The organism is Cellulomonas sp. P4_A2, assembly GCF_056402515.1.
On the sequence record NZ_JBFUHG010000019.1, the window covers coordinates 74078 to 100703 of the forward strand.

The 26626-nt window shown below is 73.1% G+C and carries 30 protein-coding genes and 1 pseudogene; 20 read left to right on the top strand and 11 right to left on the bottom strand.

Features of this window, described 5'->3' with window-relative positions; translation table 11 throughout:
* Positions 1 to 7 precede the first annotated feature (7 nt).
* Together AC1DUE_RS16515 and AC1DUE_RS16520 are read right to left on the bottom strand one after the other, a co-directional pair.
* Positions 8 to 715 (bottom strand): potassium channel family protein, encoded by a 708-nt coding sequence (locus AC1DUE_RS16515; protein WP_477040501.1) that lies wholly within the window; start codon positions 713 to 715, stop codon positions 8 to 10.
* Positions 708 to 2084, bottom strand: coding sequence for a TrkH family potassium uptake protein (locus AC1DUE_RS16520; protein WP_477040502.1), 1377 nt, complete (start codon positions 2082 to 2084; stop codon positions 708 to 710). The genes AC1DUE_RS16515 and AC1DUE_RS16520 overlap by 8 nt, the downstream gene beginning before the upstream one ends.
* Before the next feature lie 118 nt (positions 2085 to 2202).
* Between AC1DUE_RS16520 and AC1DUE_RS16525 the strand changes: the two genes are divergently transcribed.
* From AC1DUE_RS16525 to AC1DUE_RS16535, 3 genes are all read left to right on the top strand, one after another.
* The gene (locus AC1DUE_RS16525; RefSeq protein ID WP_477040503.1) at positions 2203 to 3393 is read left to right on the top strand and encodes an acetoin utilization protein AcuC; all 1191 of its coding nucleotides are present in this window, start codon (positions 2203 to 2205) and stop codon (positions 3391 to 3393) included.
* Positions 3394 to 3527: 134 nt separating this feature from the next.
* A complete protein-coding gene (locus AC1DUE_RS16530; protein ID WP_477040504.1) occupies positions 3528 to 3752 on the top strand; it encodes a helix-turn-helix domain-containing protein in 225 nt (74 codons plus the stop codon).
* 166 nt (positions 3753 to 3918) lie between these two features.
* The gene (locus tag AC1DUE_RS16535; protein WP_003792170.1) at positions 3919 to 4017 is read left to right on the top strand and encodes a 30S ribosomal protein bS22; all 99 of its coding nucleotides are present in this window, start codon (positions 3919 to 3921) and stop codon (positions 4015 to 4017) included.
* 355 nt (positions 4018 to 4372) lie between these two features.
* Here AC1DUE_RS16535 and AC1DUE_RS16540 read toward each other — a convergent pair whose 3' ends face one another.
* Together AC1DUE_RS16540 and AC1DUE_RS16545 are read right to left on the bottom strand one after the other, a co-directional pair.
* Positions 4373 to 4897, bottom strand: a complete 525-nt coding sequence (locus AC1DUE_RS16540) for an N-acetyltransferase family protein (protein WP_477040505.1) — start codon at positions 4895 to 4897, stop codon at positions 4373 to 4375.
* On the bottom strand, positions 4894 to 5745 hold the full coding sequence (locus AC1DUE_RS16545) for an HAD family hydrolase (protein ID WP_477040506.1): 852 nt from the start codon (positions 5743 to 5745) through the stop codon (positions 4894 to 4896). Before AC1DUE_RS16545 ends, AC1DUE_RS16540 begins: the two co-directional genes overlap by 4 nt.
* A gap of 62 nt (positions 5746 to 5807) precedes the next feature.
* Between AC1DUE_RS16545 and AC1DUE_RS16550 the strand changes: the two genes are divergently transcribed.
* A complete protein-coding gene (locus AC1DUE_RS16550; RefSeq protein ID WP_477040507.1) occupies positions 5808 to 6071 on the top strand; it encodes a glutaredoxin family protein in 264 nt (87 codons plus the stop codon).
* A 128-nt stretch (positions 6072 to 6199) separates the two neighbouring features.
* Positions 6200 to 6826 carry a redox-sensing transcriptional repressor Rex gene (locus AC1DUE_RS16555; protein WP_477040508.1) on the top strand — a complete coding sequence of 209 codons (627 nt, stop codon included), beginning with the start codon at positions 6200 to 6202 and terminating at the stop codon, positions 6824 to 6826.
* A 55-nt stretch (positions 6827 to 6881) separates the two neighbouring features.
* Here AC1DUE_RS16555 and AC1DUE_RS16560 read toward each other — a convergent pair whose 3' ends face one another.
* The gene (locus tag AC1DUE_RS16560) at positions 6882 to 7442 is read right to left on the bottom strand and encodes a YceI family protein (RefSeq protein ID WP_477040509.1); all 561 of its coding nucleotides are present in this window, start codon (positions 7440 to 7442) and stop codon (positions 6882 to 6884) included.
* Positions 7443 to 7541: 99 nt separating this feature from the next.
* On the opposite strand from AC1DUE_RS16560, the gene AC1DUE_RS16565 reads away from it, so the two are divergent.
* The 6 genes from AC1DUE_RS16565 to ccsB are packed head-to-tail and all read left to right on the top strand — an operon-like array spanning position 7542 to position 12826.
* A complete protein-coding gene (locus AC1DUE_RS16565; protein WP_477040510.1) occupies positions 7542 to 8066 on the top strand; it encodes a MarR family winged helix-turn-helix transcriptional regulator in 525 nt (174 codons plus the stop codon).
* Positions 8067 to 8096: 30 nt separating this feature from the next.
* Complete coding sequence (locus AC1DUE_RS16570; RefSeq protein ID WP_477040511.1) at positions 8097 to 8804, top strand: histidine phosphatase family protein; 708 nt, start codon at positions 8097 to 8099, stop codon at positions 8802 to 8804.
* 1 nt (position 8805) lies between these two features.
* Positions 8806 to 9390 carry a TlpA family protein disulfide reductase gene (locus AC1DUE_RS16575; protein ID WP_477040512.1) on the top strand — a complete coding sequence of 195 codons (585 nt, stop codon included), beginning with the start codon at positions 8806 to 8808 and terminating at the stop codon, positions 9388 to 9390.
* Complete coding sequence (locus AC1DUE_RS16580; protein ID WP_477040513.1) at positions 9387 to 10184, top strand: cytochrome c biogenesis CcdA family protein; 798 nt, start codon at positions 9387 to 9389, stop codon at positions 10182 to 10184. The genes AC1DUE_RS16575 and AC1DUE_RS16580 overlap by 4 nt, the downstream gene beginning before the upstream one ends.
* Before the next feature lies 1 nt (position 10185).
* Positions 10186 to 11859: a cytochrome c biogenesis protein ResB gene (gene resB / locus AC1DUE_RS16585; RefSeq protein ID WP_477040514.1), complete on the top strand. Its 1674-nt coding sequence runs from the start codon at positions 10186 to 10188 to the stop codon at positions 11857 to 11859.
* Positions 11846 to 12826 (top strand): c-type cytochrome biogenesis protein CcsB, encoded by a 981-nt coding sequence (gene ccsB / locus AC1DUE_RS16590; protein ID WP_477040515.1) that lies wholly within the window; start codon positions 11846 to 11848, stop codon positions 12824 to 12826. Before resB ends, ccsB begins: the two co-directional genes overlap by 14 nt.
* Positions 12827 to 12830: 4 nt before the next feature.
* On the opposite strand, the gene AC1DUE_RS16595 is transcribed toward ccsB, so the two are convergent.
* The 3 genes from AC1DUE_RS16595 to AC1DUE_RS16605 all read right to left on the bottom strand — a co-directional run bounded on the left by AC1DUE_RS16595 (position 12831) and on the right by AC1DUE_RS16605 (position 16548).
* Positions 12831 to 13865 (bottom strand): LacI family DNA-binding transcriptional regulator, encoded by a 1035-nt coding sequence (locus AC1DUE_RS16595; RefSeq protein ID WP_477040516.1) that lies wholly within the window; start codon positions 13863 to 13865, stop codon positions 12831 to 12833.
* A gap of 56 nt (positions 13866 to 13921) precedes the next feature.
* Positions 13922 to 16057, bottom strand: a complete 2136-nt coding sequence (locus AC1DUE_RS16600) for a discoidin domain-containing protein (protein ID WP_477040517.1) — start codon at positions 16055 to 16057, stop codon at positions 13922 to 13924.
* Between the two features lie 170 nt (positions 16058 to 16227).
* Positions 16228 to 16548 (bottom strand): PLDc N-terminal domain-containing protein, encoded by a 321-nt coding sequence (locus tag AC1DUE_RS16605; protein WP_477040518.1) that lies wholly within the window; start codon positions 16546 to 16548, stop codon positions 16228 to 16230.
* A 59-nt stretch (positions 16549 to 16607) separates the two neighbouring features.
* Here AC1DUE_RS16605 and AC1DUE_RS16610 point away from each other — a divergent pair, with 59 nt between their 5' ends.
* A complete protein-coding gene (locus tag AC1DUE_RS16610; protein WP_477040519.1) occupies positions 16608 to 16868 on the top strand; it encodes a DUF4229 domain-containing protein in 261 nt (86 codons plus the stop codon).
* On the opposite strand, the gene AC1DUE_RS16615 is transcribed toward AC1DUE_RS16610, so the two are convergent.
* Both AC1DUE_RS16615 and menE read right to left on the bottom strand, forming a co-directional pair.
* The gene (locus tag AC1DUE_RS16615; RefSeq protein ID WP_477040520.1) at positions 16865 to 17737 is read right to left on the bottom strand and encodes a 1,4-dihydroxy-2-naphthoate polyprenyltransferase; all 873 of its coding nucleotides are present in this window, start codon (positions 17735 to 17737) and stop codon (positions 16865 to 16867) included. The genes AC1DUE_RS16610 and AC1DUE_RS16615 overlap by 4 nt on opposite strands.
* Positions 17734 to 18837, bottom strand: coding sequence for an o-succinylbenzoate--CoA ligase (menE, locus tag AC1DUE_RS16620; protein ID WP_477040521.1), 1104 nt, complete (start codon positions 18835 to 18837; stop codon positions 17734 to 17736). Before menE ends, AC1DUE_RS16615 begins: the two co-directional genes overlap by 4 nt.
* Before the next feature lie 98 nt (positions 18838 to 18935).
* Here menE and AC1DUE_RS16625 point away from each other — a divergent pair, with 98 nt between their 5' ends.
* The 3 genes from AC1DUE_RS16625 to AC1DUE_RS16635 all read left to right on the top strand — a co-directional run bounded on the left by AC1DUE_RS16625 (position 18936) and on the right by AC1DUE_RS16635 (position 21417).
* On the top strand, positions 18936 to 20024 hold the full coding sequence (locus tag AC1DUE_RS16625) for a DUF3048 domain-containing protein (protein WP_477040522.1): 1089 nt from the start codon (positions 18936 to 18938) through the stop codon (positions 20022 to 20024).
* A 78-nt stretch (positions 20025 to 20102) separates the two neighbouring features.
* Positions 20103 to 21173 carry a DUF3048 domain-containing protein gene (locus AC1DUE_RS16630; protein WP_477040523.1) on the top strand — a complete coding sequence of 357 codons (1071 nt, stop codon included), beginning with the start codon at positions 20103 to 20105 and terminating at the stop codon, positions 21171 to 21173.
* A gap of 85 nt (positions 21174 to 21258) precedes the next feature.
* A complete protein-coding gene (locus AC1DUE_RS16635) occupies positions 21259 to 21417 on the top strand; it encodes a hypothetical protein (protein ID WP_477040524.1) in 159 nt (52 codons plus the stop codon).
* 95 nt (positions 21418 to 21512) lie between these two features.
* On the opposite strand, the gene AC1DUE_RS16640 is transcribed toward AC1DUE_RS16635, so the two are convergent.
* On the bottom strand, positions 21513 to 22457 hold the full coding sequence (locus tag AC1DUE_RS16640) for a 1,4-dihydroxy-2-naphthoyl-CoA synthase (RefSeq protein WP_477040525.1): 945 nt from the start codon (positions 22455 to 22457) through the stop codon (positions 21513 to 21515).
* A 121-nt stretch (positions 22458 to 22578) separates the two neighbouring features.
* Between AC1DUE_RS16640 and AC1DUE_RS16645 the strand changes: the two genes are divergently transcribed.
* The 5 genes and pseudogenes from AC1DUE_RS16645 to AC1DUE_RS16665 form a co-directional block, all read left to right on the top strand.
* Complete coding sequence (locus AC1DUE_RS16645) at positions 22579 to 22902, top strand: DMT family transporter (RefSeq protein WP_477040526.1); 324 nt, start codon at positions 22579 to 22581, stop codon at positions 22900 to 22902.
* Positions 22902 to 23480 (top strand): TetR/AcrR family transcriptional regulator, encoded by a 579-nt coding sequence (locus tag AC1DUE_RS16650; protein WP_477040527.1) that lies wholly within the window; start codon positions 22902 to 22904, stop codon positions 23478 to 23480. Before AC1DUE_RS16645 ends, AC1DUE_RS16650 begins: the two co-directional genes overlap by 1 nt.
* 9 nt (positions 23481 to 23489) lie before the next feature.
* Positions 23490 to 24440 (top strand): o-succinylbenzoate synthase, encoded by a 951-nt coding sequence (locus tag AC1DUE_RS16655; protein ID WP_477040528.1) that lies wholly within the window; start codon positions 23490 to 23492, stop codon positions 24438 to 24440.
* A complete protein-coding gene (menD, locus tag AC1DUE_RS16660) occupies positions 24440 to 26257 on the top strand; it encodes a 2-succinyl-5-enolpyruvyl-6-hydroxy-3-cyclohexene-1-carboxylic-acid synthase (RefSeq protein WP_477040529.1) in 1818 nt (605 codons plus the stop codon). The genes AC1DUE_RS16655 and menD overlap by 1 nt, the downstream gene beginning before the upstream one ends.
* A gap of 102 nt (positions 26258 to 26359) precedes the next feature.
* A pseudogene (locus AC1DUE_RS16665) lies at positions 26360 to 26626 on the top strand (C40 family peptidase); the annotation flags it as partial.

A 26626-nucleotide genomic window follows, 5' to 3' on the forward strand; every position in this document is an offset into this window, starting at 1 on the left:
GCCGCCGTCACGGCCGGGCGGCGAAGCGCTCCAGCAGGTCGGCGTGGCCCGAGACGATGATCAGGTCGTTCGACGAGAGGCGCGTCTGCGGCGTCGCGTAGACGAAGTCGAGCCCGGGGCTCTTCACGCCGACCACCGTCACGCCGTACCGCTCGCGCACCTTGGACTGCGCGAGCGTGAACCCCTGGGTCTCCTTGGGCGGCCGCATCTTCACGATGGTGAACCCGTCCTCGACCTCGATGTAGTCGAGCAGCTTGCCGGACACCAGGTGGGCCACGCGTGCGCCGGCGTCGGCCTCGGGCAGCACCACGTGGTGGGCGCCGATCCGCTGCAGGATGCGGGCGTGCTCGTTGCTGACGGCCTTGGCCCAGATCTGCGGCACCCCGATGTCGACGAGGTTGCCCGTGATGAGCACGGACGCCTCGAGGTAGGACCCGACACCGACGACGGCCACCGGGAACTCGCGGGCACCGAGCTGCTCGAGCGCGTCCGGGTTGGCGGCGTCCGCCTCGACGAGCGCGATCCGTCCGGCCCACTGCGCGACGAGCTCGGGGTTGCGCTCGACGGCGAGCACGTCCTGCCCGAGCCGGTCGAGGGTCGCGGCGATGGCGGACCCGAACCGGCCGAGCCCGATGACGAGCACGCCGGAGTCCTTCTTCGGCGCGCGCGGTGCGTTCTGCGACCCCTTGGACAGGTCGCCGAATCTGTCAGCCAATGATCGGCCTCTCTTCCGGTAGCCGGATGACCCGACGACGGTTGCGCAGCGCGAGCGCGGCCGCAAGCGTCATCGTGCCCGTTCGGCCGATGAACATGAGCACAGCGAGCACGTACTTGGCCTGATCTGGCAGGTCAGGTGTGATCCCGGTGGACAACCCGCAGGTCGCGAACGCGGAGATCACCTCGAAGAGCACCTGGTCGAGCGCCAGGTTGGTCATGGAGAGCAGGAGCAGCGACGCGACGAGCACGAACGTCGCCGAGACCATGGTGACCGCGATGGCGACCTGGAGCGCCTCGCGCGGGATGCGCCGACCGTACGCCTCGACGTCCTTGTCGCCGCGCCCCTCGGCGAGGATCGCCAGGAGCATGACGGCCAGCGTGGTCACCTTGATGCCGCCGGCGGTCGAGGCCGAGCCTCCACCGACGAACATGAGGGCGTCGTTGACCAGCCAGGTGGCCTCGTGCATGTCGCCGACGTTGACCGTCGAGAAGCCGCCGGAGCGTGGCATGACCCCGGCGAACAGCGCCGCGAGGGTCGTCCCGCTGAAGTCCAACGGCTTGAAGGTCTCGGGGTTGGTCCACTCGAACGCGGCGATGAGGAGAGCCCCGACGACGACCAGCGCGAGGCTCGTCGTGATCGTGAGCTTGGAGTGCAGGCTCCAGCGCCGCGGCTCGCGCAGGTGCCGGGCGACGTTGAGGATCACCGGGAACCCGAGCGAGCCGATGAACACGCCGATGATGATCGGCAGCAGGACCCACCAGTCGGAGACGAACGGGTCCAGGCCGTACGTCGTCGGGATGAAGCCGGCGTTGTTGAACGACGAGATCGCGTAGAAGACCGAGTGCCACGCGGCCTGCCCCACCGACTCGTCGTAGATGAGGAACCGCGGGAACAGGACGACCGCGATGAACGCCTCGAGCGTCAGCGACGTGATGATGACGGTGCGGATCAGGGAGCCGACCTCGCCGAGACGGGTCTCCTTGGTCTCCGACGACACGAGGAGCCGCTGCGTCAGGCCGATGCGACGCGAGACGGCCATGCCGAGCAGCGAGGCCAGGGTCATGACGCCGAGGCCACCCACCTGGATCGCGACGAGGATCACGACCTGGCCCGTGGTCGACCAGTACGAGCCCGTCGGGACGACCACCAGTCCGGTGACGGTGCTGGCCGAGGTCGCGGTGAAGAACGCGTCGACGAACGGAGCGCGCCGACCGCCCGCAGTCGCCCACGGCGTCGAGAGCAGGACCGTGAAGATGGAGATGACCAGCGCGAACACGCCGAGCGCGAGCCGAGCCGGGGAATGACGAGCCGAGCGGTCGACGTACTCGCGCGCCCGCCACGCCACGCCGGGTCCACCCCGCGCCATCGAACCTCCCGCTCCGCACCCGAACGGGCTCACTCTGGCACGCGCGCGGCGCCGGGACCGAGCCGACACAGCCTCCGGCGGAATCGACACCGGCCCGGACGGGTGCGACGGTGGGCGCATGACGGAGCAGCCCCTCACCGGTCCGGTGCGCGTGGTCTGGTCGCGGGACATGCTCGCGTACGACTTCGGGCAGGGGCACCCGATGACGTCCGAGCGGCTGGACCTGACGATCCGGCTGGCCCAGGACCTCGGCCTGTTCGACGCACCCGACGTCGAGCTGGCCGACGCGGCCGTCGCCACCGACGACCTGCTCGCGACCGTGCACGATCGCGCCTACATCGCCGCGGTGCACCTGGCCGCGACCGACGGCGTGGTCGACCTCGACCGCGGGCTGGGCACCACGGACGACCCGATCTTCCCGGACATGCACGCGGCCACGGCGCGCGTCGTGCAGGGCTCGGTCGACTCGGCGCTGGCCGTCTGGGAGGGCCGCGCGGTCCACGCGGTCAACGTCACGGGCGGGCTGCACCACGCCATGCCCGCCGCCGCGTCGGGCTTCTGCGTCTACAACGACGCCGCCGTCGCGATCCGCGCCCTCCTCGACGCGGGCGCCGAGCGGGTCGCTTACGTCGACGTCGACGCGCACCACGGCGACGGCGTCCAGCAGGTGTTCTGGGACGAGCCGCGCGTGCTCACGGTCTCCATCCACGAGACGGGCCAGGCGCTCTTCCCGGGCACGGGCCACCCGCGGGAGACGGGCGGCGCCGACGGCACGGCGGTGAACATCGCGCTGCCCTCCGGCACGGGCGACGCGGGCTGGCTGCGCGCGATCGACGCCGTGGTCCCCGCGGTCGTGCGCGCGTTCGCCCCCGACGTCCTGGTCACCCAGCACGGCTGCGACACGCACGTGCTCGACCCGCTGACCCATCTTCGGGTCAGCCTCGACGGCCAGCGCCGGGCCGCGGAGATCCTGCACGGGCTCGCGCACGAGGTTGCCGGCGGTCGGTGGGTCGCGCTCGGCGGCGGCGGGTACGCCGTCGTCGACGTGGTGCCGCGGTCGTGGACCCACCTGCTCGGCATCGCCACCCACCAGCCGATCGACCCGGCCACGGTGGTGCCGGCGAGCTGGCGCACGCTCGTCCAGGAGCGGTACGGCCGACAGGGGCCGGACGTCATGACGGACGGCCGCGACGCCCGGTTCAGCCCTTGGTCGTCGGGCTACGACCCCGGCGACGACGTCGACCGCGCCATCCGCGCCACCCGGGCGGCCGTCTTCCCGCTGCTGGGTCTCGATCCCGAGCACGACTGAGGCGCTGGGCCGCACGAGCGAGTCCCACGCGTCCCCCCTTTCACTCCAGTCCCACGCGCCACTACGCTGACCAGGCGTCCTCCGGTGGACGTGCGACCGCGCACGTCGCAGGGCCTAGAAGGAGACATGACCGCATGAGCGAGCAGCCGGCCCGCACCCGGTACCTGACGGTGCTCGAGGTGGCTGAGATCATGCGCGTCTCCAAGATGACCGTCTACCGCCTGCTGCACTCGGGCGAGATGCCCGGCGTCCGCGTCGGCCGGTCCTTCCGCGTCCCGCAGGACGCCCTGGACCACTACCTGGCCACGTCGCTCCCCGTCGAGGCTCCTGTCGCCGACGAGGACCGTCGCAGCTCCTGAGTTCGACCGCGCGTCGCGGTGGGCCCTGAAGATCGCGTAAGGTAGAGCCTCGGACTTTCTGCGTGCGTGGACGACTCGGTTGCACCGGCATTGCACGCGCATCGATCGACCACCAGCAGGCACGGCCCGTCCGCCGGGCCTCCACCCGGAAGCGAAGTGAGGACCCATGGGTTCCGTCATCAAGAAGCGCCGCAAGCGGATGGCCAAGAAGAAGCACCGCAAGCTTCTTCGCAAGACGCGCCACCAGCGCCGCAACAAGAAGTGACCCCGCGCCGGGGCGACCCGGCGTAGGACGCAGCACGACGGGCTCGGCCGACGCCGGGCCCGTTTTGTTGTGCCCGGACACGGTGCGCCACGACCCGGTGCGCAGGTCAGCCCCCTTCGCTCGCGCCGCCCCTCTCTCGCGCGCCCGCAGCCCTCGCCCCCGCGTGCCCCCTCACTCGCGCGAGGTAGTGCGTTTCCGACGAAGTCGTCAGTTGCGACTCACTACGTCGCCGGAAACTCACTACCTCGTCGGGTGGAGGGCGACGGCGAGGGCGGGGGCGGGCGGCGCGGGGTGCGCACGGGTGCGGGCGGCGTGGCCGGTGGACCGGGTGGCGCGACGAGGGTGTGGGCGGCGCTCACACGGGGCGCTCGAGGACGTAGTCGTCCTCGACGCGGGTACCGACCGTGAAGTGCTTGGTGCCGACGACGGCGAAGCCGGACCGCTCGTAGAACGCGCGTGCCCGACCGTTCTGCTGGTTGACGCCGAGCCACATGCCGGCGGCGTCGCGAGCACGGGCGACGTCGAGCGACGACGCCATGAGGGCGTGCGCGATGCCCGCGCCGTGGTGCGAGGGGTGGACGTAGCACTTCGACAGCTCGACGCTCGGCACGAGGGTCAGGGACGCCACGACCTCGGGGTCGGTGGGCGCGGTGAAGACGAGCATCGTGTAGCCGACGAGCTCACCGTCGTCGTCGGCCACCAGGACGGCACGGTCCGGCGCGGCCAGGTACGACGTGAACTGCGCGGGGGAGAGCACGGCGTCGATGAACGCCTGCTGGTCCTGCGCCGTGGAGCCCGGCGGGCAGGCGAGCGGGAACGTCAGGGCCGCGAGGGCGGAGAGCGGGGGGACGTCGTGCGGACGCGCGGGGCGGACGATCATGAGTCGTGCGACCCCCGCCAGGTGCGCAGGACGTTGCGGGCGACGAGTCCGAACGCCCAGGCCAGACCGGCGGCGCTGACGACGGCGGTGCCGCGCCGGGTGTTGCGACGCCGCGTGCGGAACTCGCGGACGGGCCAGCCGACGAGCGCGGCGTGCCGACGCAGACGACGGTCCGGGTTGATCGCGCAGGGGAACCCGACCTCGGACAGGATCGGCACGTCGTTGGTGGAGTCGCCGTAGGCGTAGGACTCGGCCAGGTCGATGCCGTTGCTCGACGCGAGCGCCCGGACCGCCTCGGCCTTGGCGCGGCCGTGCAGCATGTCCCCGACCAGGCGGCCGGTGTAGTAGCCGTCCTTGTGCTCGGCGATGGTGCCGAGGGCGCCGGTCGCGCCGAGGCGCCGGGCGATGATGTCGCCGATCTCGCGCGGGGTGGCCGTGACGAGCCAGACGGAGTGGCCCGCCGCGATGTGCTCGTCGAGAAGCTTCTGGGTGCCGGGGTAGATGCGCAGCAGCAGGACCTCGTCGTAGACGTCCTCGGCGATGGCCGTGACCTCGGCGACCGAGTGGCCGGTCATGATCTCGAGCGCGCGCTGGCGAACCTCGTCGATCTGCTGCTTGTTCTCGCCGAACGTCAGGTAGCGGAACTGGTGCAGGCCGAACCGCAGCAGGTCGCGCTTGCGGAAGAACCCCCGCAGGTACAGGCCCTTGGCCAGGTGGAACGCGCTCGCCCCGCGGATGATCGTGTTGTCCACGTCGAAGAACGCGCCGGTGCGTGGTCCGTCCGGGCTGGCCCCGGGCTCCCGCGGGACGGGGGCCGGGGCGACGGGGCTCTCGGGGGCCGGACGCACGCTTCCACTCTAACGACGGACCCTGTGCCGGTGCGCACGACCCAGGTCGGTACCGTGAACGCATGGCGAACACGAGGGTCCTCCTCTACGGCCGTACCGGCTGCCACCTCTGCGACGACGCCCGCGAGGTGGTCCGCGCGGTGTGCGAGGAGACCGGGACGGCGTGGGCGGAGGTCGACATCGAGGCCGGTCCGTACGAGGGCCGGGACCTGGTCGACGAGCTGGGCGAGCTGATCCCGGTGGTCGAGGTCGACGGCGTCCAGCAGGGGTACTGGCGGATCGATGCCGCGCGTCTGCGGCGAACCCTTACGGCAGCCGCGTCCTGACCCCTACCCTGACGGACAGGATCAGGCCCTGACGGGTCGACAGTGCTGTCGCGGGGGTCGATGTGGACACGCAACGGACGGAGCCTCGGACGACGCCGAGAGTCCGCGCGACGAGTGCTGCCCGGGAGGTGCCGCCGGCGACCGTCGCGCGGCTGCCCGGGTACCTGCGGGCGCTGCAGGGGCTCGAGGGCGTCGTCACGACCTCGTCGGACGAGCTCGCGGGCGCGGCCGGTGTCACCCCGGCTCAGCTGCGCAAGGACCTGTCGTTCCTCGGCTCCTACGGTCGGCGGGGGGTGGGGTACAACGTGGCGCACCTGTCCGAGCAGATCGGCGTGGTGCTGGGCCTGACGACGCAGCGGCGCGTGGTCATCGTCGGCATCGGGAACCTGGGGCACGCGCTGGCCAGCTACTCGGTGTTCGCGGAGCGCGGCTTCGCGGTCGTCGGGCTGGTGGACACCGACCCGGGCGTCGTCGGCACGTCCGTGTCGGGGCTCGTCGTGCAGCCCTGGGAGGGCCTGGCGGACCTGGTCCGGAGCACGGACGCGACCATCGGCATCATCGCGACCCCGGCGGCCAGTGCGCAGGCGGTGTGCGACGCCCTGGTGGAGGCCGGCGTGGTCGGGATCCTCACGTTCGCACCGCGGGCGCTGCGGGTGCCGGACCACGTGGACCTGCGCGCCGTCGACGTCGCCTCCGAGCTGCAGATCCTCGCGTTCCACGACCGCCGCCGCGCGGGCCTGGGGGACTCGGCATGAGAACAGCCGGTGCCCCCCGAGGGGGACACCGGCTGTCGTCGTGCGCGGGAGGAGGTCAGCCCTTGATGGCCGACACGTCGAGCGCGATGGTGACCTTGTCGCCGACCAGGACGCCGCCGGCCTCGAGGGCCGCGTTCCAGGTCAGGCCGAAGTCCTTGCGCGAGATCGCGACGGTGGCCTCGAAGCCCGCACGCGTGTTGCCGAACGGGTCCACCGCGGTGCCGTTGAACTCGGTGTCGAGCTCGACGGACTGCGTGACGCCGTGGATGGTCAGGTCGCCGACGATGACGTGCTTCTTGCCCTCTTCGCGGACGCCGGTGGAGACGAAGGTCCACAGGCCGAACTGCTCGACGTCGAAGAAGTCGCCGCTCTTGAGGTGGCCGTCGCGGTTGGCGTCGCCCGTGGACACGGTGGAGGGGTCGAGCGTGACCGAGACCGAGGTGGCCTCGAGGTGCTCGCCGACCGTGATGGTGCCCTCGGTCACCGCGACGGTGCCGCGGACCTTGGAGATGCCCGCGTGGCGGACGGTGAAGCTCGCCTCGGTGTGGGAGAGGTCGATGGCCCAGGTGCCGGCGGTCAGGCCCGTGGGCAGTGCGGTCGTGGTGGTGGCGCTCATGACGTGCTCCTCAAGATGTTGAACGATCAACTAATCCGTTAGTTCAAAGTTGTACTACACTTGCGTTCCCCCTGCAACCCCGAGACGAGGAAGCGTGTTGTGAGCACGAGCACAGAGCCTGTGACGGCGACGGCTGAGACCGTCGTCTGGCTGACCGCAGAGCAGCAGGAGCACTGGCGCTCGTTCCGCCAGGGCGTCGCCCGACTGCTCGGAGCGCTCGAGCACGAGCTCGACGCGCAGTCCGGCCTGTCCACGCACGAGTACGAGGTGCTCGTGCGGCTCTCCGAGGCGCCCGGGCGCACGCTGCGGATGGCGCAGCTCGCCGACAACGTCGCGCACTCCCGCAGCCGGCTCACGCACACGATCCGCCGCATGGAGGAGTCGGGCCTCGTCGCCCGCGTCCCGTGCGAGTCCGACGCCCGCGGCGTGAACGCGACGATGACCGACAAGGGGTGGGAGACGCTCGTCGCGGCGGCCCCCGGGCACGTCCAGTCGGTGCGCGACCACCTGGTCGACGTGCTCACCCCGGAGCAGTTCGCAGCACTCGGTGACGCCATGGAGACGGTGCGCCTGCACCTGACGGGTGGCGCGTGTCACGCCGTGGAGAGCCTCGACGCGTGCTGAGTGCACAGGAGTGTTTGCGAGACTGACCCCATGGTCGCCACCACGATCCACCTGATGAGGCACGGCGAGGTGCACAACCCCGAGGGTGTGCTCTACGGCCGGCTGCCCGGCTACCGCCTGTCCGAGCGCGGCGTCGCCATGGCCGAGACGGTCGCCGCGCACCTCGCGGGCACGGCGAGCGGTGCCCGCGGGGGTGAGCGCCGGCTCAAGGGCGCGACCGCGGCCGCCCCTCCGCCGCGCCGCGACGTCGTCGCCGTCATCGCCTCGCCGCTGCAGCGCGCGCAGGAGACGGCGACCCCGATCGCCGAGGCGTTCGGGGTCGACATCTCGACCGAGCCCCGCATCATCGAGGCGGGCAACCACTTCGAGGGCATGAAGTTCGGGGTCGGCGACGGCTCGCTGCGCCACCCCGAGCACTGGCCGTACCTGCGCAACCCGTTCCGCCCGTCCTGGGGCGAGCCGTACGCCGAGCAGGTCGAGCGCATGCTCGGTGCCGTCGCGGACGCGCTCGTGCTCGCGCGCGGGCACGAGGCCGTGCTCGTCAGCCACCAGCTGCCGGTCTGGGTCACGCGCCTCGCGCTCGAGAACCGCCGCCTGTGGCACGACCCCCGCCGGCGTCAGTGCTCCGTCGCGTCCCTGACCAGCCTGCGCTACGAGGGCGACACCCTCGTCGGCATCGGCTACAGCGAGCCCGCCGCCGCGCTGCTGCCCGGGACCAAGACCGTCGCGGGGGCCTGACGTGCGCGTACGGCTCGCGGGCGCCCTGGTGACGGGACTGCTCCTCCTCGCGGGGTGCGGTCCCGCGACCAACGACAGCGACGTCGCGCAGCAGGGCTACCAGTCCGGCGACGGCAGCACCCGCACCTGGGTGGCCGCCGACCGCGAGGGCCCCGTGACGCTCAGCGGCACCGACTACGAGGGCGCCACGCAGGACGTCACGAGCTGGCTCGGCGACGTCGTCGTGCTCAACACCTGGTACGCCAACTGCCCGCCGTGCCGCGCCGAGGCGCCGGACCTGGCCGCCGTCGCCGACGACTACGCCTCGAAGGGCGTGCACGTCCTCGGCATCAACCACACCGACGCCACCGGCACCGCGCAGGCCTTCCAGGCCGCCCACGACGTGCCCTACCCGAGCATCCACGACGAGGACGGCTCCGCCGTCGCCGCGCTCGAGGGGGTCGTCCCGATCAACGCCGTGCCGACGACGGTCGTGCTGGACCGCAACGGCCTGGTGGCCGGCCGGATCCTGGGCGTCGTCGACCCCTCGACCCTGCGCTCGATGATCGACGAGCTGGTGGCCGAGCCGGCTGCGACGCCCCAGTGAGCGTGCTCGCGGACGCCGGTGACGCCTTCGGCCAGGCGATCATCTCCGGGTCTCTGCTGCTCGCGATCCCGGTCGCGCTGCTCGCCGGGCTGGTCTCGTTCGCGTCGCCGTGCGTCCTGCCGCTCGTCCCGGCGTACCTGGGCTACCTCGGGGGGATGACCGGCGCCGCCGGGAGCCGCCCGATCGGCGCGCCTGTGCCCACGCCCCAGCGCAGCCGCCTGATGCTCGGCGTCTCGCTGTTCATCGCCGGGTTCACGGCCGTGTACGTGGTGCTCGGCGTGCTCGCGGGGTCGCTCGGCGGGTTCCTCCTGGAGTACCAGGACACGATCATGCGGGTGCTCGGGGTCGTCGTCATCGTCATGGGCCTGGCGTTCCTCGGGTTCATCCCGTTCCTGCAGAACGAGCGCCGCGTCCACCTCGCCCCGCGCGCCGGCCTGTGGGGCGCGCCGCTGCTGGGCATCACGTTCGGCCTCGGCTGGGCGCCCTGCATCGGCCCGACGCTCGCCGCGATCATCGCCCTGTCGCTCGACGGCGGCACCGCGGGCCGCGGCGGGGTCCTGGCGGTCGCGTTCTGCCTGGGGCTCGGGCTGCCGTTCCTCCTCGTCGCGTTCAGCGTCGAGCGCAGCGCCAAGGCCCTGGCGTTCCTGCGCCGGCACCGCCTGGCGATCATGCGCCTCGGAGGCGGGATGCTCATCGTGCTCGGCATCGCGCTCGTCACCGGCGTCTGGGGCCAGTGGGCCGCGTGGCTGCAGGGGCTCGTGTCCGGCAACGACCCGTTCGTGCCGGTGGTGTGACGTGAGCCAGTACCGCCCCGAGGGCATCTCCGACGTCTTCACCGAGCCCACCGAGCCGGCCGAGCAGAAGCCGGTCGTGCAGGGCATCGGCCTGACCGGCTGGCTGCGCTGGGCCTGGCGGCAGCTCACCAGCATGCGCGTGGCCCTGCTGCTGCTCATGCTGCTCGCGGTCGCGGCGGTCCCCGGCACCGTCTGGCCGCAGCGCGCGCAGAGCCCCGAGAAGGTCGTCGCCTACCTGACGAACCACCCGACGCTCGGCCCGGTCCTCGACCGCCTCGGCGCGTTCAACGTCTACTCCTCGGTCTGGTTCAGCGCGATCTACCTGCTGCTGTTCGTCTCGCTGGTCGGCTGCATCCTGCCGCGCACCAAGGTGCACCTGGCGGGCGTGCGGGGCCGGCCACCGCGCGCGCCCCGCCGGTTCGGGCGGTTCCCGGCCCAGGGCACGGGCCTTTCCGACGAGACCCCGCAGGCACTGTCGAGCACGGCGACCACCGTGCTGCGCCGCGGCTGGCGCTGGCTGCCGTTCGTGCCCACCTACCGGGTCGAGGCGCGCGACGAGGGCGACGGCACGTGGTCGGTGGCGGGGGAGCGCGGGTACCTGCGCGAGACCGGCAACCTCGTGTTCCACCTGGCCCTCGTCGGCCTGCTCATCTCGGTGGCCACCGGCCAGGTGCTGCACTACCGCGGGCAGATGATCGTGGTGCAGGGCTCGGGCTTCGCCAACTCGCAGGGCGCCTACGACACGTTCGAGCGCGGCACCGCGTACTCGCCGAGCAGCCTGGTCCCGTTCACGCTCAAGCTCGACGACTTCGAGTCCCGGTTCGACCCCCAGACGCTCGCGTCGCGCGACTTCACCGCCCACGTGACCCTGACGGAGCCCGGCGAGGATCCCCAGGCCAAGACGATCAAGGTCAACCACCCGCTCGACGCGGGCGGCGCGAAGGTCTACCTGCAGGGCAACGGCTACGCGCCGGACATCACGATCCACGACGCCGCCGGCGCGGTGGTCAGTGACGGTCCGACGCCGTTCCTCCCGCAGGACCAGGTGTACACGTCCAAGGGCGTCATCAAGGTCCCGGACGTCACGAACGGGCAGGACCAGATCGGCCTCATCGGGTTCCTGCTGCCGACGAAGAAGACGGTGCAGACCCCCAACGGGCCCGCCTACGTCTCGCAGTTCCCGGAGCCGAACGACCCGATCCTCGTGCTGAACGTCTGGAAGGGAAACCTCGGGCTCGACACCGGGGTCCCGCAGAACGTGTACGAGCTCGACGAGGCCCGCATGACGCAGGTCACGGACGCGGCCGGCGACCCGGTGATCCTCGTGGTGAAGCCCGGCGAGACCGTGGAGCTGCCCGACGGACTGGGCACGCTGACGTTCAACGGGATCAAGCGGTTCGTGGCGCTCGACCTGCGGCACGACCCCGCGCTCGTGTTCGTCCTGGTGTTCGCGCTCCTGGCGTTCGCCGGGCTCGCGACCTCGCTGTTCGCGCCCCGTCGCCGGGTCTGGCTGAGGTTCGCGCCCGGCCATGACGAGGACTCCGGCCGTACAGTAGTGACCGCCGCGGGCCTCGCGCGCGGAGACGACGTCGGGCTGCAGCCCGAGCTGGACCGGGTGCTCGCGGCGACGCTGGCGAGACCTTCCGACCGAGAGGGAAACCATGGACACCGGTGACCTGAGCACCTTGCTCGTCTGGGCCGCCGCCACCGCCTTCACCGTGGCGCTCGTCGCGTACTCGGTGGACCTCGCGCGCATCGCTGACCGGTCGCAGCGCGTCGCCCAGCCGGCCCTCGTCGCCGCGGGTGGGGGCCCGGTCTCCGCGGCCGCCGGCTCCGCCGAGCAGCGCGCACCCGGGCGGTCCGTCCGCGCCGAGGGCATCGCCCGCTCGACGCACTGGCTCGGCATCGCGGTCCTGCTCGGCGCCATCGTGCTGCGAGGCATCGCGGCCGGCCGCTGGCCCACCGCGAACATGTACGAGTTCACGCTCGTCGCGGTGTTCTGGGCCACCCTGATCCTCGCGGTCGTCCAGCGTCGCCGGATCATCGCGTTCCTGTCAGTGCTCGTCATGGGACTGTCGGTCGTGGCGCTCGTCGTCGCACTGAACTGGTTCTACATCCAGGCCGACCAGGTCCAGCCCGCCCTGCAGAGCTACTGGCTCGTGCTGCACGTCGGCGTCGCGATCGCGGCGACCGGCATCTTCACGGTCGCGTTCGGCACGTCGGTGCTCCAGGTGCTCAAGAGCTACCGCGAGGAGGGCCGCGTCGAGAACGCGGGCCGCGTGCGGACGACGCTCACGGGTCGGCGGTTCAGCTGGCTGGAGCAGGTGCCCAGCGGCCGCGACCTCGAGGCGATGTCCTTCCGGCTCAACGCCGTCGCGTTCGTCCTGTGGACCTTCACGCTCATCGGCGGGGCGGTCTGGGCCGAGCACGCCTGGGGCCGGTACTGGGGGTGGGACCCCAAGGAGGTCGGCACGTTCGTCGCCTGGGTGGTCTACGCGGCCTACCTGCACGCGCGGACGACGCGCGGCTGGAGCGGGCGTCGGGCGTCGTACTTCGTCTTCGTCGGCTATGCGGTGGTGCTCATGAACTTCACCGTCGTGAACCTCGTGGTCACCGGCAAGCACTCGTACTCGGGGCTCTGAGCCCTCAGGCCGTCTCTCGCACGACGAGGGTCGGCGTGAACATGACGCCGCGCGGAGGCTGGTCCGGCGTGCGGATGCGGTCCAGGAGCAGGCGGGCCATCTCGCCGGCCATGTCCTCCACCGGCTGACGGACCGTCGTCAGGGCGGGGACCGCGTCGGTGGCCGTCGTGCTGTCGTCGAACCCCACGACGGCGACGTCCTGCGGCACCCGCAGGCCCGCGTCCACCAGCACGCGCACGAGGGCCTCCGCCACCAGGTCGTTCGCCGCGAAGACCGCGTCGGTGCCCGGGTGCGCGGCCAGGATCGTGCGCCCGCCCGCGGTGCCGCTGCGGGCGGAGAAGTCGCCGGGCACCACCGTGACGGCGATCCCCCGCGCGGCGGCCGCCTCCCGGAACCCGGTGAGCCGCTCGCGTGCGGCTGCCAGCTCCGCCGGGCCGGCGAGCACCACTGCCCGACGCCGGCCCAGGCGGGCGAGGTGCTCCGCGGCCAGCCGCCCGCCGATCGTCTGGTCGGCGTCCACCCAGCTCACGGGGAGCGCGGCCGTGGGCTGGTGGGAGAGCACGACGGGGACGTTCATCTCGTAGAGCGCGGACGGCAGCCCGGTCTCGTCGCCACCCGACAGGAACAGCACCCCGTCGACGTGCCCCTGGCGCAGGTAGCTGAGCACGAAGTCGTGCGCCTCGCGGTCGGCCGGGACGACGACCAGGTGGACGCCCGTGGCGCGCAGGACCTGCTGGGCCCCGGCCGTGACGCGGCCGAAGTAGGGGTCGGAGAAGATGCGCTGCAGGAACTCGGCGCCGGCGATCCCCGAGGCCGGCTCGGAGATCACCAGGGCCACCGAGTTGGTGCGACGGGTGACCAGCGACCGAGCCGCCAGGTTGGGCACGTAGCCGGTGACCCGGACGGCCTCGTCGACCGCGCGCCGCATCTTGGGGTCGACCGTCGCGACGCCGTTGAGCACCCGGGACACCGTCGAGCGCGAGACCCCGGCCCGACGGGCCACCTCCTCGATGGTGGAGGGGCCCGGCCTGCTGGTCATGGGTCCATTCCTAGCACTGGCTGCGGCGGGGCCGTGACCGGCCCCGCCGCAGGACGTCAGCGGTACACCCGCACGTAGTCCACGAGCATCTGCGCGGGGAACGGCGTGGTCGCGTCGACCGGACCGGGCCAGTCACCGCCCACCGCGAGGTTGAGGATCATGTAGAAGTCGTGGTCGTAGATCCACGGTCCTCGGGTCGACTCCACGGTGGCCTTGTCGGCCGTGAACACCAGGCGGTTGTCGAGGAAGTAGCGGATGCCGCTCGCGTCCCACTCCGCCGCCCAGGTGTGGAAGTCGTTGGACAGCGGCGACCCGTCGGGCAGCTTGTACGAGCCGCCGTAGCCGCCGGCGCCGTTGTACGCCGGGGCGTGCAGCGTCGAGTACGACGTCGTGGTGTCCTTGCCGAGGACCTCCATGATGTCGACCTCGCCGTTGTACGGCCATGGGCGGCCCGTGAGGAAGTCGGCGCCCATCATCCAGAACGCCGGCCAGTAGCCCTGGCCCGTCGGCACCTTGATCCGCGCCTCGACGCGGCCGTAGGTGAACATGAACTTGTTGGTCGTGTTCATGCGGCCCGACGTGTAGCTGCGGCCGCCCGCCGTCTCCTTGCGCGCCTGGATGACCAGGTGGCCCTGACCGTCCATGTTCAGGTTGCCGGTCGGCGTGTAGTACTGCTGCTCACCGTTCTGCCCGGTGCCGGGGTCGATCGTCCACTTCGACGCGTCCGGCGTGCTGCCGGCCGCACCCGAGAAGTCGTCGCTGAACGCGAGGCGCGTGAAGTTGGGCGGCGGGACGTTCGACGTGGGCGGCTGGACGGGGTTGCCGCCGGTGCCGTAGACGTCGAAGCCGTACAGCGAGTAGCCGTAGGGGCCGCTGCGCTTGGTGAGGTTGAGCCGCACGTAGCGGCCGTCACCGGCGACGTTCAGCGTCTCCTTGAGGCCCTTGCCCGTGGTCGTCGTGTAGATCGTCGTCCACGCGGTTCCGTTGGCCGAGACCTGCACCTGGTAGCCCGTCGCGTACGCGGGGTCCCACTGCAGGACGACTTTCGAGACGTGCGCCGTCGCGCCGAGGTCGACCTGGATCCAGCCCGGGTCGACCCAGCCGGCCGGGTTGGCGGACGCCCAGCGCGAGGCGGCGTCGTAGTCGAGCGCCTTGTCCGGGGTGCACTGGTAGCAGGTGCCGTCGTCCTGGCTGGACGACGCGGCCCCGGGCTTCTTGTAGCTGAGCAGCACCGGCGTGCCGGGGTCGACGGGCGGCGTGGTGCCGTCGGTCGTGCCGAACACCTCGAGCTCCCACAGCGAGACGCCGTAGCCCGTGGCTCGTCCGGTCGCGTTCAGACGCACGTACCGAGCCGTGCCCGAGAGCGGCACCGACTGCTTGGCGCTGCTCGTCGCGGTCTGCGATGACAGCGTGGTCCACGCCGAACCGTCCTGCGAGGACTGGATCTGGAAGGCGGTGGCGTATGCCGCCTCCCACGTGAGGTCGATCCGGCTCAGCGCGCTGGGCGCCCCGAGGTCGACCTGGATCCACTGCGGGACCGAGAAGGCGCTCGACCAGCGGGTGCCGAGGTTGCCGTCGGTGGCGGCGCTCGCGGGCGTGCCGGCGGACTCGGCGGACGAGGCCGTCGTGGGCCTGCCCTTCGACAGCAGGACCGGGTTGGCCGGCGGCGTGGTGGTGCCCAGGACCTCGAGCTCGAACAGCGAGATGCCGTAGCCGGTGGCCCGCTGCGTGCCGGTCAGGCGCACGTAGCGACCGGAGCCGTTGATCGCGAGCGACTGCTTGGCGGCCGAGGTCGCCGTGCCGTTGCGCACGGTGGTCCACGTCGTGCCGTTGTCGGAGACCTGGATCGTGTACGCGGAGGCGTAGGCGGCCTCCCAGGTGAGGTCGATCTCGAAGAACGACTGCGTGGAGCCGAGGTCCACCTGGATCCACTGGTTGTCGGCGGACGAGCTGGACCAGCGGGTGCCGGTGTTGCCGTCGGTCGCGGCGCCGGCGGGCGTCCCGCCGTTCTCGGTGGAGGACGCGGTCGTCGGCTTGCCCTGGGACAGGACGACGACGCCGGGACTGAGGGCGTGCGCCTGGTCGGCGCGGACGGCCGCCAGCCCGAGGACCACGGCGAGCGCGGCCAGGGTGGCGATCAGGAGGCGGCCGACTGAGCGGCCACCTGCAACGGGGTGTGGAACGGGAGCCATGCTTCCCCCAAGGGTCGTCATTGACAGGGTGGGATCGGGCTGGAGAACGCGAGGGAGCGCTCTCTGAGGGATCACCCTCGACCCGGACAATTCGCCTGTCAAGACGTAGCACGAAGGTCAGGGAGCGCTCTCTCGAACCAAGACGCGCGACCTGATGTGTGCTGCGGGGTTCAGCTGGTGGCCGGGGGCCCGTCGTTGCGACGCCGCTCCTCGTCGAGCCGGCGCAGGAAGTCCGGGTCGTCGTCGGGCGCGGGGGAACGCAGGCGCTCGGTGCGCTTGGCCGGGGGTGCGTCGGAGATCTCCGCGTAGGCGGTGCGACGGGACCAGCGGACGCCCAGCCACACGAGGGAGCCGAGCAGCGGGACGAACAGCACGAGCACGATCCAGAGCAGCGGGTGCACCCCGACCCGCTCGTCCCGGTTGCTGCGCAGGATGTCGAAGAGGCAGTAGATCGCCAGGCCGATGAGCGCCAGGGCGACGAGGTTGCGCATCGCACCAGCCTAGACGCCCTGGGGCGGGCCGCTGCCCGGACCGGCCTACCCTGGTACCCGTGCCCGTCGTCGTCTTCTCGCTCATGCGCCTCGCGCTGTTCGCCGTCTGCTTCGTCGCGCTGTGGTGGATCGGCATGCGCTCCTGGCTCGCGGCCATCGTCGCGGCGTTCCTGGCGTGGGGACTCTCCTACGTGCTGCTCACCCGGCAGCGCGACGCCGCCGCCCGGCACATCGCGGCGCGGGTGGAGCGGGGACGGCCCCCGGACGAGGACGCGCTCGTCGAGGACGCGGCGGACGACGCCGCCCGGCGCGAGCCCTAGAGCGCGAGGCCGACGCCCAGCAGGACGCCGAACGCCAGCTCGAGCAGTCCGGTGAACATGAGCACCGGGACCAGTGCCCGGCCGCGGGCGCCCAGCAGCACCGTCACGGCCAGCGCGACGGCCGGGGCGAGCAGCAGCAGGACGATCAGCGTCCACGGGTTGGCGAACGCGCAGACGATCCCGCCCAGCAGCACGGGGAGCACGACGAGCGCGGCGTACACGCGGCGGGACCGGTGCTCGCCCAGGCGCACCGCCAGGGTCCGCTTCCCGACGAGCGCGTCGGTGGGCACGTCGCGCAGGTTGTTGGCCATGAGCAGCGCGCACGCGAGCATGCCGACGGCCACCGCCCCGACCCACGCGGGCCACGACAGCTCGTCGGCCTGCGTGTAGGTGGTGCCCAGCACCGCGACGAGCCCGAAGAACGTGAAGACACCGACCTCGCCGAGCCCGCGGTAGCCGTACGGCCGGCGACCGCCCGTGTACCCCCACGCCGCCAGGATCGCGACGGCGCCGACGGCGAGCAGCCACCACTGGCCGGTGAGCGAGACGAGCCAGAGGCCGAGGAGCGCCGCGACGCCGAACGCGGTGAACGCCGCGGCCTTCACCGAGCGGGGGCTGGCCGTCCCCGACGCGGTCAGGCGCATCGGGCCGACGCGGTCCACGTCCGTGCCGCGGATGCCGTCGGAGTAGTCGTTGGCGTAGTTGACGCCCACCTGCAGGGCCAGCGCCACCCCCAGGGCCAGGGCGGCGCGCCCGAGGTCGAACGAGCCGAGCTGGGCCGCGGCGCCGCTGCCGACCAGGACCGGGGCGGCGGCGGCGGGCAGCGTGCGCAGTCGAGCGCCCTGCACCCAGTCGCTGGCAGTGGTCACGTGTCGTTCCTCTCGATCAGCTCGTGCGCGAGCTGCTGTGCGGCTCGACGGTCGATCTTGCCCGGCCCGCGCAGCGGGAGCGAACCCGTGACCACGAGGTGGCGCGGGGCGTGGGCCGCGCCCAGGCGTTCGGTGACCGCGGCGCGGGCCTGCGCGAGCGTCGGGGTGGTGCCAGGACGAGGCACGACGACGGCGACGACCACCTGCCCCCACTCGTCGTCGGGCAGCCCGACCACGACCACCTCGCCCAGGGGTTCGAGCGCCGCCTCGACCGCGTGCGGCGACACCTTGGCGCCGCCGCTGACCAGCACGTCGTCGGCCCGGCCGAGGATCGTCAGCCGGCCGTCGAGCCAGGTGCCGAGGTCGGAGGTGCGCATCCACCGGCGGCCGTCGAGGTGCACGAACGGCTCCTGGACGCCGTCGGCGTAGCCGAGCGCGAGCACCGGGCCGGACAGCAGCACGCGACCTTCGTCGTCGAGCCGCACGGTGACCCCGTCCAGCGGGACGCCGTCGTACACGCAGCCCCCGCACGTCTCGGACATGCCGTACGTGGTGACCACCCGGACACCCGCCGCGCGTGCCCGCCCGAGCAGGTCGGCGCCGGTCGCGGCCCCGCCGACGAGGACCGCGTCGAACGTGCGCAGGGCGTCGGTGCCCGCGGCATCGTCGAGGAGGCGGACCAGCTGTGTCGGCACGAGCGAGGTGTAGCGGGGGCCGGGGCCGAGCCTGGAGGTCGTCGCGACGAAGGAGGGGGGACGGAACGGTCCGTCGGGGACGACGACGGGCGACGTGCCGGCGATCACCGAGCGGACCAGGACCTGCAGCCCGGCGATGTGCTGCAGCGGGAGCGCGAGGAGCCACTGCCCCGGGCCGGCCAGGCGGTCGGCGGTGGCCGTGGCCGAGGCGCGCAGCGCGGCCGTCGAGAGCAGGACGCCACGCGGGTCCCCCGTCGAGCCCGAGGTGCTGACCACCAGGGCGACCTCGTCGGCCACGTCGTCGGGGCCGATTCCCACGGCAGGGCCGGAGCCGTCGAGGGCCGCGGCGAGCGCCGGCAGCAGGAGATCGGCCCGCGCGGGGACGTCGCGCAGGGGGCGGCTCACCGGTCCAGCCTAGGCGCCCCGCCCGTGGGCCCTGGGTCCCGGACCGGCCCGGAATTGGCCCGTAGAGTGTCCGGCGGTCCGATCCGAAGGAGCTCCCCGTGTTCACTGCCACCATCCGCGCGCGCCGGCTGCCCGCGCTGCTCGTCGTGCTCGCGGGCACGGTCTCGCTCCTCGCCGCGTGCAGCGGCGGGTCGACCGACACGCCCAGCCCGGTCCCCGACGTCACCCAGGGCGCCGTCATCGAGCCCGCCAAGGTCGCGCCACCGGCGCCGGTCGTGCCGCCGCGCTGGCCGCTGACCGGCGTCGCCGCCACCGACATGCCGGTGCGCCCCGCGCTCGCCGTGAAGATCGAGAACTCCGGCGAGGCCCGCCCGCAGACCGGCCTGGACGAGGCGGACAACGTCTGGGAAGAGGTCGTCGAGGGCGGCATCAGCCGGTTCGTCGCCGTCTACCACTCGAAGGTGCCCACCGAGGTCGGACCGATCCGCTCCGTGCGTCCGATGGACCCCGCGATCATCGCGCCCATGCACGGCCTCATCGCGTTCTCCGGCGGCCAGGCGGGCTTCGTGAACGCGCTGCAGGCCGCCGGGATCCAGACGATCAGCATGGACGCCGGTGCGGCCGGCTTCTACCGCAAGAAGGGCGTGGCCCCGGCCCCGCACAACGTCTACGGCACCCCGCAGACGTTCTGGGACCAGGCCAACGCCGAGCACAGCGCCGCACCGCCGGCCCAGTTCGTCTTCGCCAAGAGGCCCGAGTCCGCGACGGCGATCGCCACGGGCGCGCCGGCCGGGACCATCAGCGTGAAGCTGTCCGGCTACGCCAAGCCCACCTGGTCGTGGGACGCGGGCTCGGGCACCTACCTGCGCTCCGAGGGCGCCACCCCGGCGGTCGTCCGTTCCGGGGCGCGGCTCGGCGCGACGAACGTCGTCACCCTCTCGGTCCGGCTGGTGAACTCCGGCACGGTCGACCCGGCGGGCAACCCGGTACCCGAGACCGTGATGGAGGGCACCGGCGAGGGCACGCTGTCCAGCGGCGGCAAGTTCGTCGCCGTGACCTGGACCAAGAACTCGATCGGCGAGGTGCTCACGCTGACGGCGCCCGACGGCTCGCCCGCGACCCTGGCCCCCGGAGTGACCTGGATCGAGCTGGTGCCCTCGAGCACGGGTTCGGTCACGATGAGCTGACCCCGGCCTGTGCTCCCGCGTCGCGCCGTGCGCGCGTGGGAACCTGAGCATGAGCACGGCGGCGACAGGGGGAGTCGGATGAGGTCCAGGACGCGTATCGGTTCGGTCGGCGTGGCGCTCGGCGCACTGCTCGCGCTCATGGCGTGCAGCTCGCCGGCACCGGAGGAACCGGCGCCCAGCCCGACCACCGTGACGGTCCGTCCGACGATCCCGCCGGCCAAGGCCGCCGCACCCGCCCCGGTCGTCGTGGCCCGCTGGCCGCTGACCGGGATCCCCGGCGATCCCGCCGTCCGGCCCGCACTCGCCGTGAAGATCGAGAACACCCCGGTCGCGCGGCCGCAGTCCGGCCTCGAGCAGGCCGACGTCGTCTGGGAGACGATCGTCGAGTTCGACGTGTCCCGGCTCGTCGCGGTGTTCCACTCGCAGGTGCCCGCCGAGGTCGGGCCGATCCGGTCGGTGCGTCCGATGGACCCGCAGATCCTCGCGCCCATGCACGGGCTGCTGGCGTTCTCGGGAGGCCAGCCGGGCATCCTGCAGCTCGTGGCCGAGAGCGGCATCCAGATGATCAGCCACGACGCCGGCGCCCCCGGCATGTACCGCACCAAGGACCGGGCGGCCCCGCACAACGTCTACGGCACCCCGACGACGTTCTGGGCCCAGGCGGACGCCGACCACCAGGCCTCGCCCGCCGAGCAGTTCGACATCGCCCGCAGCGCCGACCGCGCCGCCGCGGCCCTCGTCGGGACCCCGGCCGGCACGCTGTCGTTCAACCTCTCGCCCGCGTCGAGCCCGACCTGGACCTGGGACGCCGCCAGCGGCACCTGGCTTCGCTCCGAGGGTGCGACGCCGTCCTCCGCGCGCAGCGGTGCCCGGCTGTCGGCGGTCAACGTCGTCTCGATCGTCGCCGGTCACCCACCCACCGGGTACGCGGCCCAGGGCGGTGTGCCGGTGCCCACCTACGAGCTCAGCGGGTCGGGCCAGGGGTTCGTCGCGACCGGCGGCAAGATCGTGCCGGTGACCTGGAAGAAGGACAACCAGGCGGCGCCGATGCGGGTGTTCCTCGAGAACGGTGCGCCTGCCGAGCTCGCCCCCGGGAACACCTGGGTCGAGCTCGTGCCCTTCGGCACGGGGACCGTCGCCACCAGCTGACTCCGCCTGCGGGATGACCCCGGGGCCTCCCGTCCGCGACCTCGGGCCGATGTGCTGACCCCTGCCCGGCGGCGAGCCTGGGGGCATGGCAGATCTCACGCACTCCTCGGCTCGCGAGCACGACGTCCGGTCGATGGGCGCGGTCGTTGTCGCGGGCGTCGTCCTCGTCGGCCTGCTCGTGGCCGCGGCCGGCGTCCTCGGCGCGGTCGTCGACCTCGCCGGCTGGGCCGTCAGCGGTCACTGACCCGCCGCGGCCGAGTCCCGGGTCGCCCAGGCGATCGCTCGCTCGCCTGCGCCCGAGTCGCCGGTCGCCCGGCGACCGCTCGCTCGGACGTGGCGTCAGTAGGCGTACGGGAAGCCCGACCAGTCGGGCTCGCGGCGCTGGAGGAACGCGTCTCGCCCCTCGACCGCCTCGTCGGTCATGTACGCCAGCCGCGTGGCCTCGCCGGCGAACACCTGCTGGCCGGCCAGGCCGTCGTCGGCGAGGTTGAACGCGAACTTCAGCATCCTGATGGCCTGCGGCGACTTGGTCGCGATGATCCGTGCGTACTCGAGCCCGGCCTCCTCGAGCTCGTCGTGGGCGACCACGTCGTTGACCGCGCCCCAGGCCAGGGCCTGCTCGGCCGAGTACTCACGGGCGAGGAAAAAGATCTCGCGGGCCCGCTTCTGGCCGACCTGCCGGGCCAGCAGCGCTGACCCGTACCCGCCGTCGAACGACCCGACGTTCGCGTCCGTCTGCATGAACCGGGCGTGCTCGCGGCTCGCGATCGACAGGTCTGCGACGACGTGCAGGGAGTGCCCGCCGCCCGCGGCCCAGCCGTTGACCAGGGCCACGACGACCTTCGGCATCGTCCGGATCAGGCGCTGCACCTCGAGGATGTGCAGGCGGCCGGCGCGTGCGGGGTCGATGCCCTCGGAGGTCTCGCCCTCGGCGTACCGGTAGCCGTCGCGGCCGCGGATGCGCTGGTCGCCGCCGGAGCAGAACGACCAGACGCCGTCCTTCGGTGCCGGGCCGTTGCCGGTCAGGAGCACGGTCCCGACGGTCGACGTGGTGCGCGCGTGGTCGAGGACCCGGTAGAGCTCGTCGACGGTGTGCGGCCGGAACGCGTTGCGCACCTCGGGCCGGTCGAACGCGACGCGGACGACGGGCAGGTCGCCCTCGGCGCCCTCGGGCCCGCGCGCGACGCCGCGGTGGTAGGTCAGGTCGGTGAGGTCCTCGAACCCCTCGACGGTCCGCCACCGGGTCGGGTCGAAGGTGTCGCTGACGGATGCCGGAAGGTTCACGGCACCCACCCTAACTGTTTGGTACACTTGTACCAGAACGTGCGGCGCGACGGCGGAGACTGCCACCCGGCGCACACGCTCGCGGCCTGTGACCACGCCAGGCCCACGGAGGTGCATCACCATGGCCTGGGTCGTTCTCGTCCTGTCCGGCATGCTCGAGGCAGGCTGGGCGCTGAGCCTCAAGGCGTCCGACGGCTTCACCAAGCTCTGGCCGAGCGTGTTCTTCGTCGTCATGCTCGTCGCCTCGATGGGCGGGCTCGCCTGGGCGCTCAAGTCGCTGCCCGTCGGCATCGCCTACGGCGTCTGGGTCGGCATCGGCGCGTCGCTGACCGCGGTCCTCGCGATCGTGAACATGGGCGAGTCCGTGTCCGTGCTCAAGATCGTCTCGCTCGTCCTCATCGTCGCCGGCGTGGTGGGGCTCAACCTCTCGGGCGGGGGCCATTGATGATGGTGCCGACGACGGCCGGGACGACGGGCAAGGGCGCGCGCCGACGGGCCGACCTCGCGAGCGCCGCGGCGACGCTCATGCTCCGCGAGGGTCCCGGCGCGCTCACCCACCGCCGGGTCGCGCAGGAGGCCGGCGCTTCGGTCTCGGCCACGACCTACTACTTCGGGAGTCTCGACGAGCTCGCGGAGGCCGCGGGTGGCGCGCTGGCGCAGGCTTGGGCGGCCCACGCGCTCTCGGCGGAGCACCGCGGGGAGTCGGTCGACGACGATCCGCACCGCGCCGCCGTTCTCGTCGCCGACGCCGTCCTGCCGCCCGGCGACGACGTCGAGGTGCGCAGCCACTACGAGCACCTGCTCGGCGCCGGGCGGGACCCGGCACTGGCCCGCGCGTTCGCGGCCCGACGAGGCGAGGTGGACGACGCCGTCGAGCGGCTCGTGGCGCTCGTCGGCGCACCGACCAGCGGCCCGGTGACCGTCGCGATCGTGGACGGGGCCGTGGTGAGTGCCCTGACCGAGCACCGCCCGGTCCGGGCGACCGCGTACGCCCTGCTCGTGGCGGCCTGGGAGCGGTCGTAGTGTTGAGGCATGCCCGCTGACCTGCACGTCTGGGCCGTCCCGCTGCGGACCAGGTTCCGCGGGCTGACGGTCCGCGACGGCGTCCTGGTCCGCGGGGAGGCGGGCTGGGGCGAGTTCAGCCCGTTCTGGGACTACGACGTCGAGGAGTCCCTGGCCTGGTGGCGGGCCGCGCGCGAGGCGGCTGACGTGGGGTTCCCGGAGCCGGTGCGCGACAGCATCCCGGTCAACGTCACGATCCCCGCGGTGGACGCCGCCACCGCGCACCGTCTCGTGACCGCCTCGGGCGGGTGCCGGACCGCGAAGGTCAAGGTCGCCGAGCCGGGGCAGTCGCTGGCCGACGAGATCGCCCGCCTCGAAGCCGTGCGCGACGCGCTCGGGCCGACGGGTGCGATCCGCATCGACGCCAACGCCGCGTGGGACGTCGACACGGCCGTCGCCCGGTTGTTCGCGCTCGACCGCGCCGCGGGCGGGCTCGAGTACGCGGAGCAGCCCGTACCGACCGTCGACGACCTCGCGGCCCTGCGCCGGCGCACCCACGTGCCGATCGCCGCCGACGAGTCGATCCGGCGCGCGCAGGACCCGCTGGCCGTGGCCCGCGCGCACGCGGCAGACGTGATGGTGCTCAAGGTGCAGCCGCTCGGCGGCGTCCGGGCGTGCCTGGAGCTCGCCGAGGCCGTCAAGCTGCCCGTCGTCGTGTCGAGCGCCCTGGAGTCGTCGGTCGGGCTGGCCGCGGGGATCGCCCTCGCGGCCGCGCTGCCCGAGCTCCCGTACGCGTGCGGGCTCGCGACCGCGCAGCTGTTCACCGCCGACCTCGTCGCCGAACCGCTCCTGCCGGTCGACGGCGCGATCCCGGTCCGCCGCCCGGAGCCGGACCCTGCCCTGCTCGAGGCGTCCGCGGCCGACGACGAGCTGGCCGAACGGTGGCGCCGACGGGTCGGGGCCGTCGAGGCTCGGGCATGATGGCAGGCGTGACCACGACGGGCGCCGGGGCTGATCCCGCAACCTCCGCCGCCCGGGTTCTCGTCCAGGCGCTCGCGGCGCTGGGCGTCGAGAACGTCGTGCTCGCCCCGGGCTCCCGCAGCGCGCCGCTGGCGTACGCGTTCGCCGACGCCGCGCGGCCCGACCGTCCCGCGGGCGCACCGGAGCTGCGGCTGCACGTCCGGATCGACGAGCGCTCCGCCGCGTTCGTGGCCCTCGGCCTCGTGCGCGCGTCCGCGGTCGGCCCCGACGGTGCTCCCGTCCCGCCGCGCCCGGTCGTGGTGGTCACCACCTCCGGGACCGCGGCCGCCAACCTGCACCCGGCCGTCCTCGAGGCGCACCACAGCGGCCTGCCGCTCGTCGTCCTGACCGCCGACCGCCCGCACGAGCTGCGCGGCACGGGCGCCAACCAGACCACCGAGCAGGTCGGCCTGTTCGGTCCCGTCGTCCGTCTCGGCCTGGACCTGCCGGCACCCGAGGGGCTTCGCGACGAGGCGCGCGACCTGCGCCGGACCGTCGCGCGCGCGCTCGCCGCGGCCACCGGTGCGCGCAGCGGCGACCCCGGACCCGTCCACCTGAACGTCGCGTTCCGCGAGCCGCTCGTGCCGGGCGGGCAGGAGTGGCCCGAGCCGTCCGCGGTCGGGCTCACCCACGTCCAGGCGCGTCCGGTCGCGACGGTCGCGCCCGCCGCCGAGCCGACCGCCGGCGGCCGTCGCGGTGGGGCACCGACGGTCGTCGTGGCCGGGGACGACGCCGGACCGCTCGCGCGCCGGCTGGCCGAGGCGAACGGCTGGCCGCTGCTCGCGGAGCCGTCCTCCGGTGCGCGCGGCGGCGCCAACGCGATCGCGGCCTACGTGCACCTGCTCGCGCACCCGCTGCTCGGCGGCTCCGTGCGACGTGCGGTCGTCGTGGGCCGCCCCACACTGTCCCGACCCGTGCAGCGGCTGCTCGGGCGGTCGGACGTCGAGGTCGTCGTCATCGGTCAGCGGGGCGCCGACTGGCCGGACGCGACCCGCAACGCGAGCGAGGTGCTCCTGGACGCGCCGGCGCGGATGCGCAACGGCCGGATGCGGGCGCCGGAGGGATGGCTCGAGGCGTGGCAGACCGCCGACAAGGCCGCGGCCGCAGCCGTCGACGGCGTTCTGGACTCCGCCGACGACGGCCGGCGATCGCGGTCGCGCAGCGGCACCCGCGTCACCGGGCCGGCGCTCGCGCGCGCCGTCGCCCAGGTCAGCGCCCCCGACGACGTGCTGGTGATCGGGTCGTCGAACCCCGTGCGCGACCTCGACCTGGTGGCCCGCTGGTCGGCGCCCCCGGTCGTCGTCGCCAACCGCGGCCTGGCCGGCATCGACGGCACCGTGAGCACCGCGGTCGGGGTCGCCCTCGGCCTGCCCGACCGCCGCGTCCGCGCGCTCCTGGGAGACCTCACCTTCCTGCACGACGTCGGTGGACTCCTGCGCGGGCCGCTCGAGCAGACGGCGCACCTGCAGCTCGTCGTCGCCAACGACGACGGGGGCTCGATCTTCGCGACGCTCGAACCCGGCGAGCCCGAGCGCGCCGACGCGTTCGAGCGCGTGTTCGCCACCCCGCACGGCGCGGACATCGCTGCCCTCTGTGCGGGGTACGGGGTGCGGCACACGCGCGTGGGCGACGTCGACGGACTGCTGCCCGCCCTCGCGGCCCCGGGACCAGGGCTGAGTGTCGTGGAGGTCCGCGTGGACCGCACGGGCCGGCGAGCCCTCGGCGAGCGGCTGGCCAGCGAGGTCGCGGCCGCGGTCTCCCACGCGTTGCAGGACTGAAGTCCCAGATCCATTCGAAACTCGCAGACAATTCCCAGGTTCTGCGAAGGGTGCCTCCAGCGCGGCCTTGTGTAGTTGTCGCATACCAAGGAGGCCACAGACATGACCACGACCCCGAACCAGGGCGCCGACGCTGGCGACCAGTCCCAGAACCAGCCGACCGAGCCGATCACGCCCGTCGAGCAGACGCAGCCGATCGCGCCCGTCGCCCCGGCCCAGCCCGCCGTCGCCGCGACCCAGCCGCTTCCGCCCCTCCACGCGACGCAGCCGCTGCCGGTCGCCCCCGCGGGACACCCGACCAACCCGTTCACCCCGCCGCACCCGGCCGCCCCGGCCGACCAGCGTGCCGCGTACGAGGCCGCCCAGGCC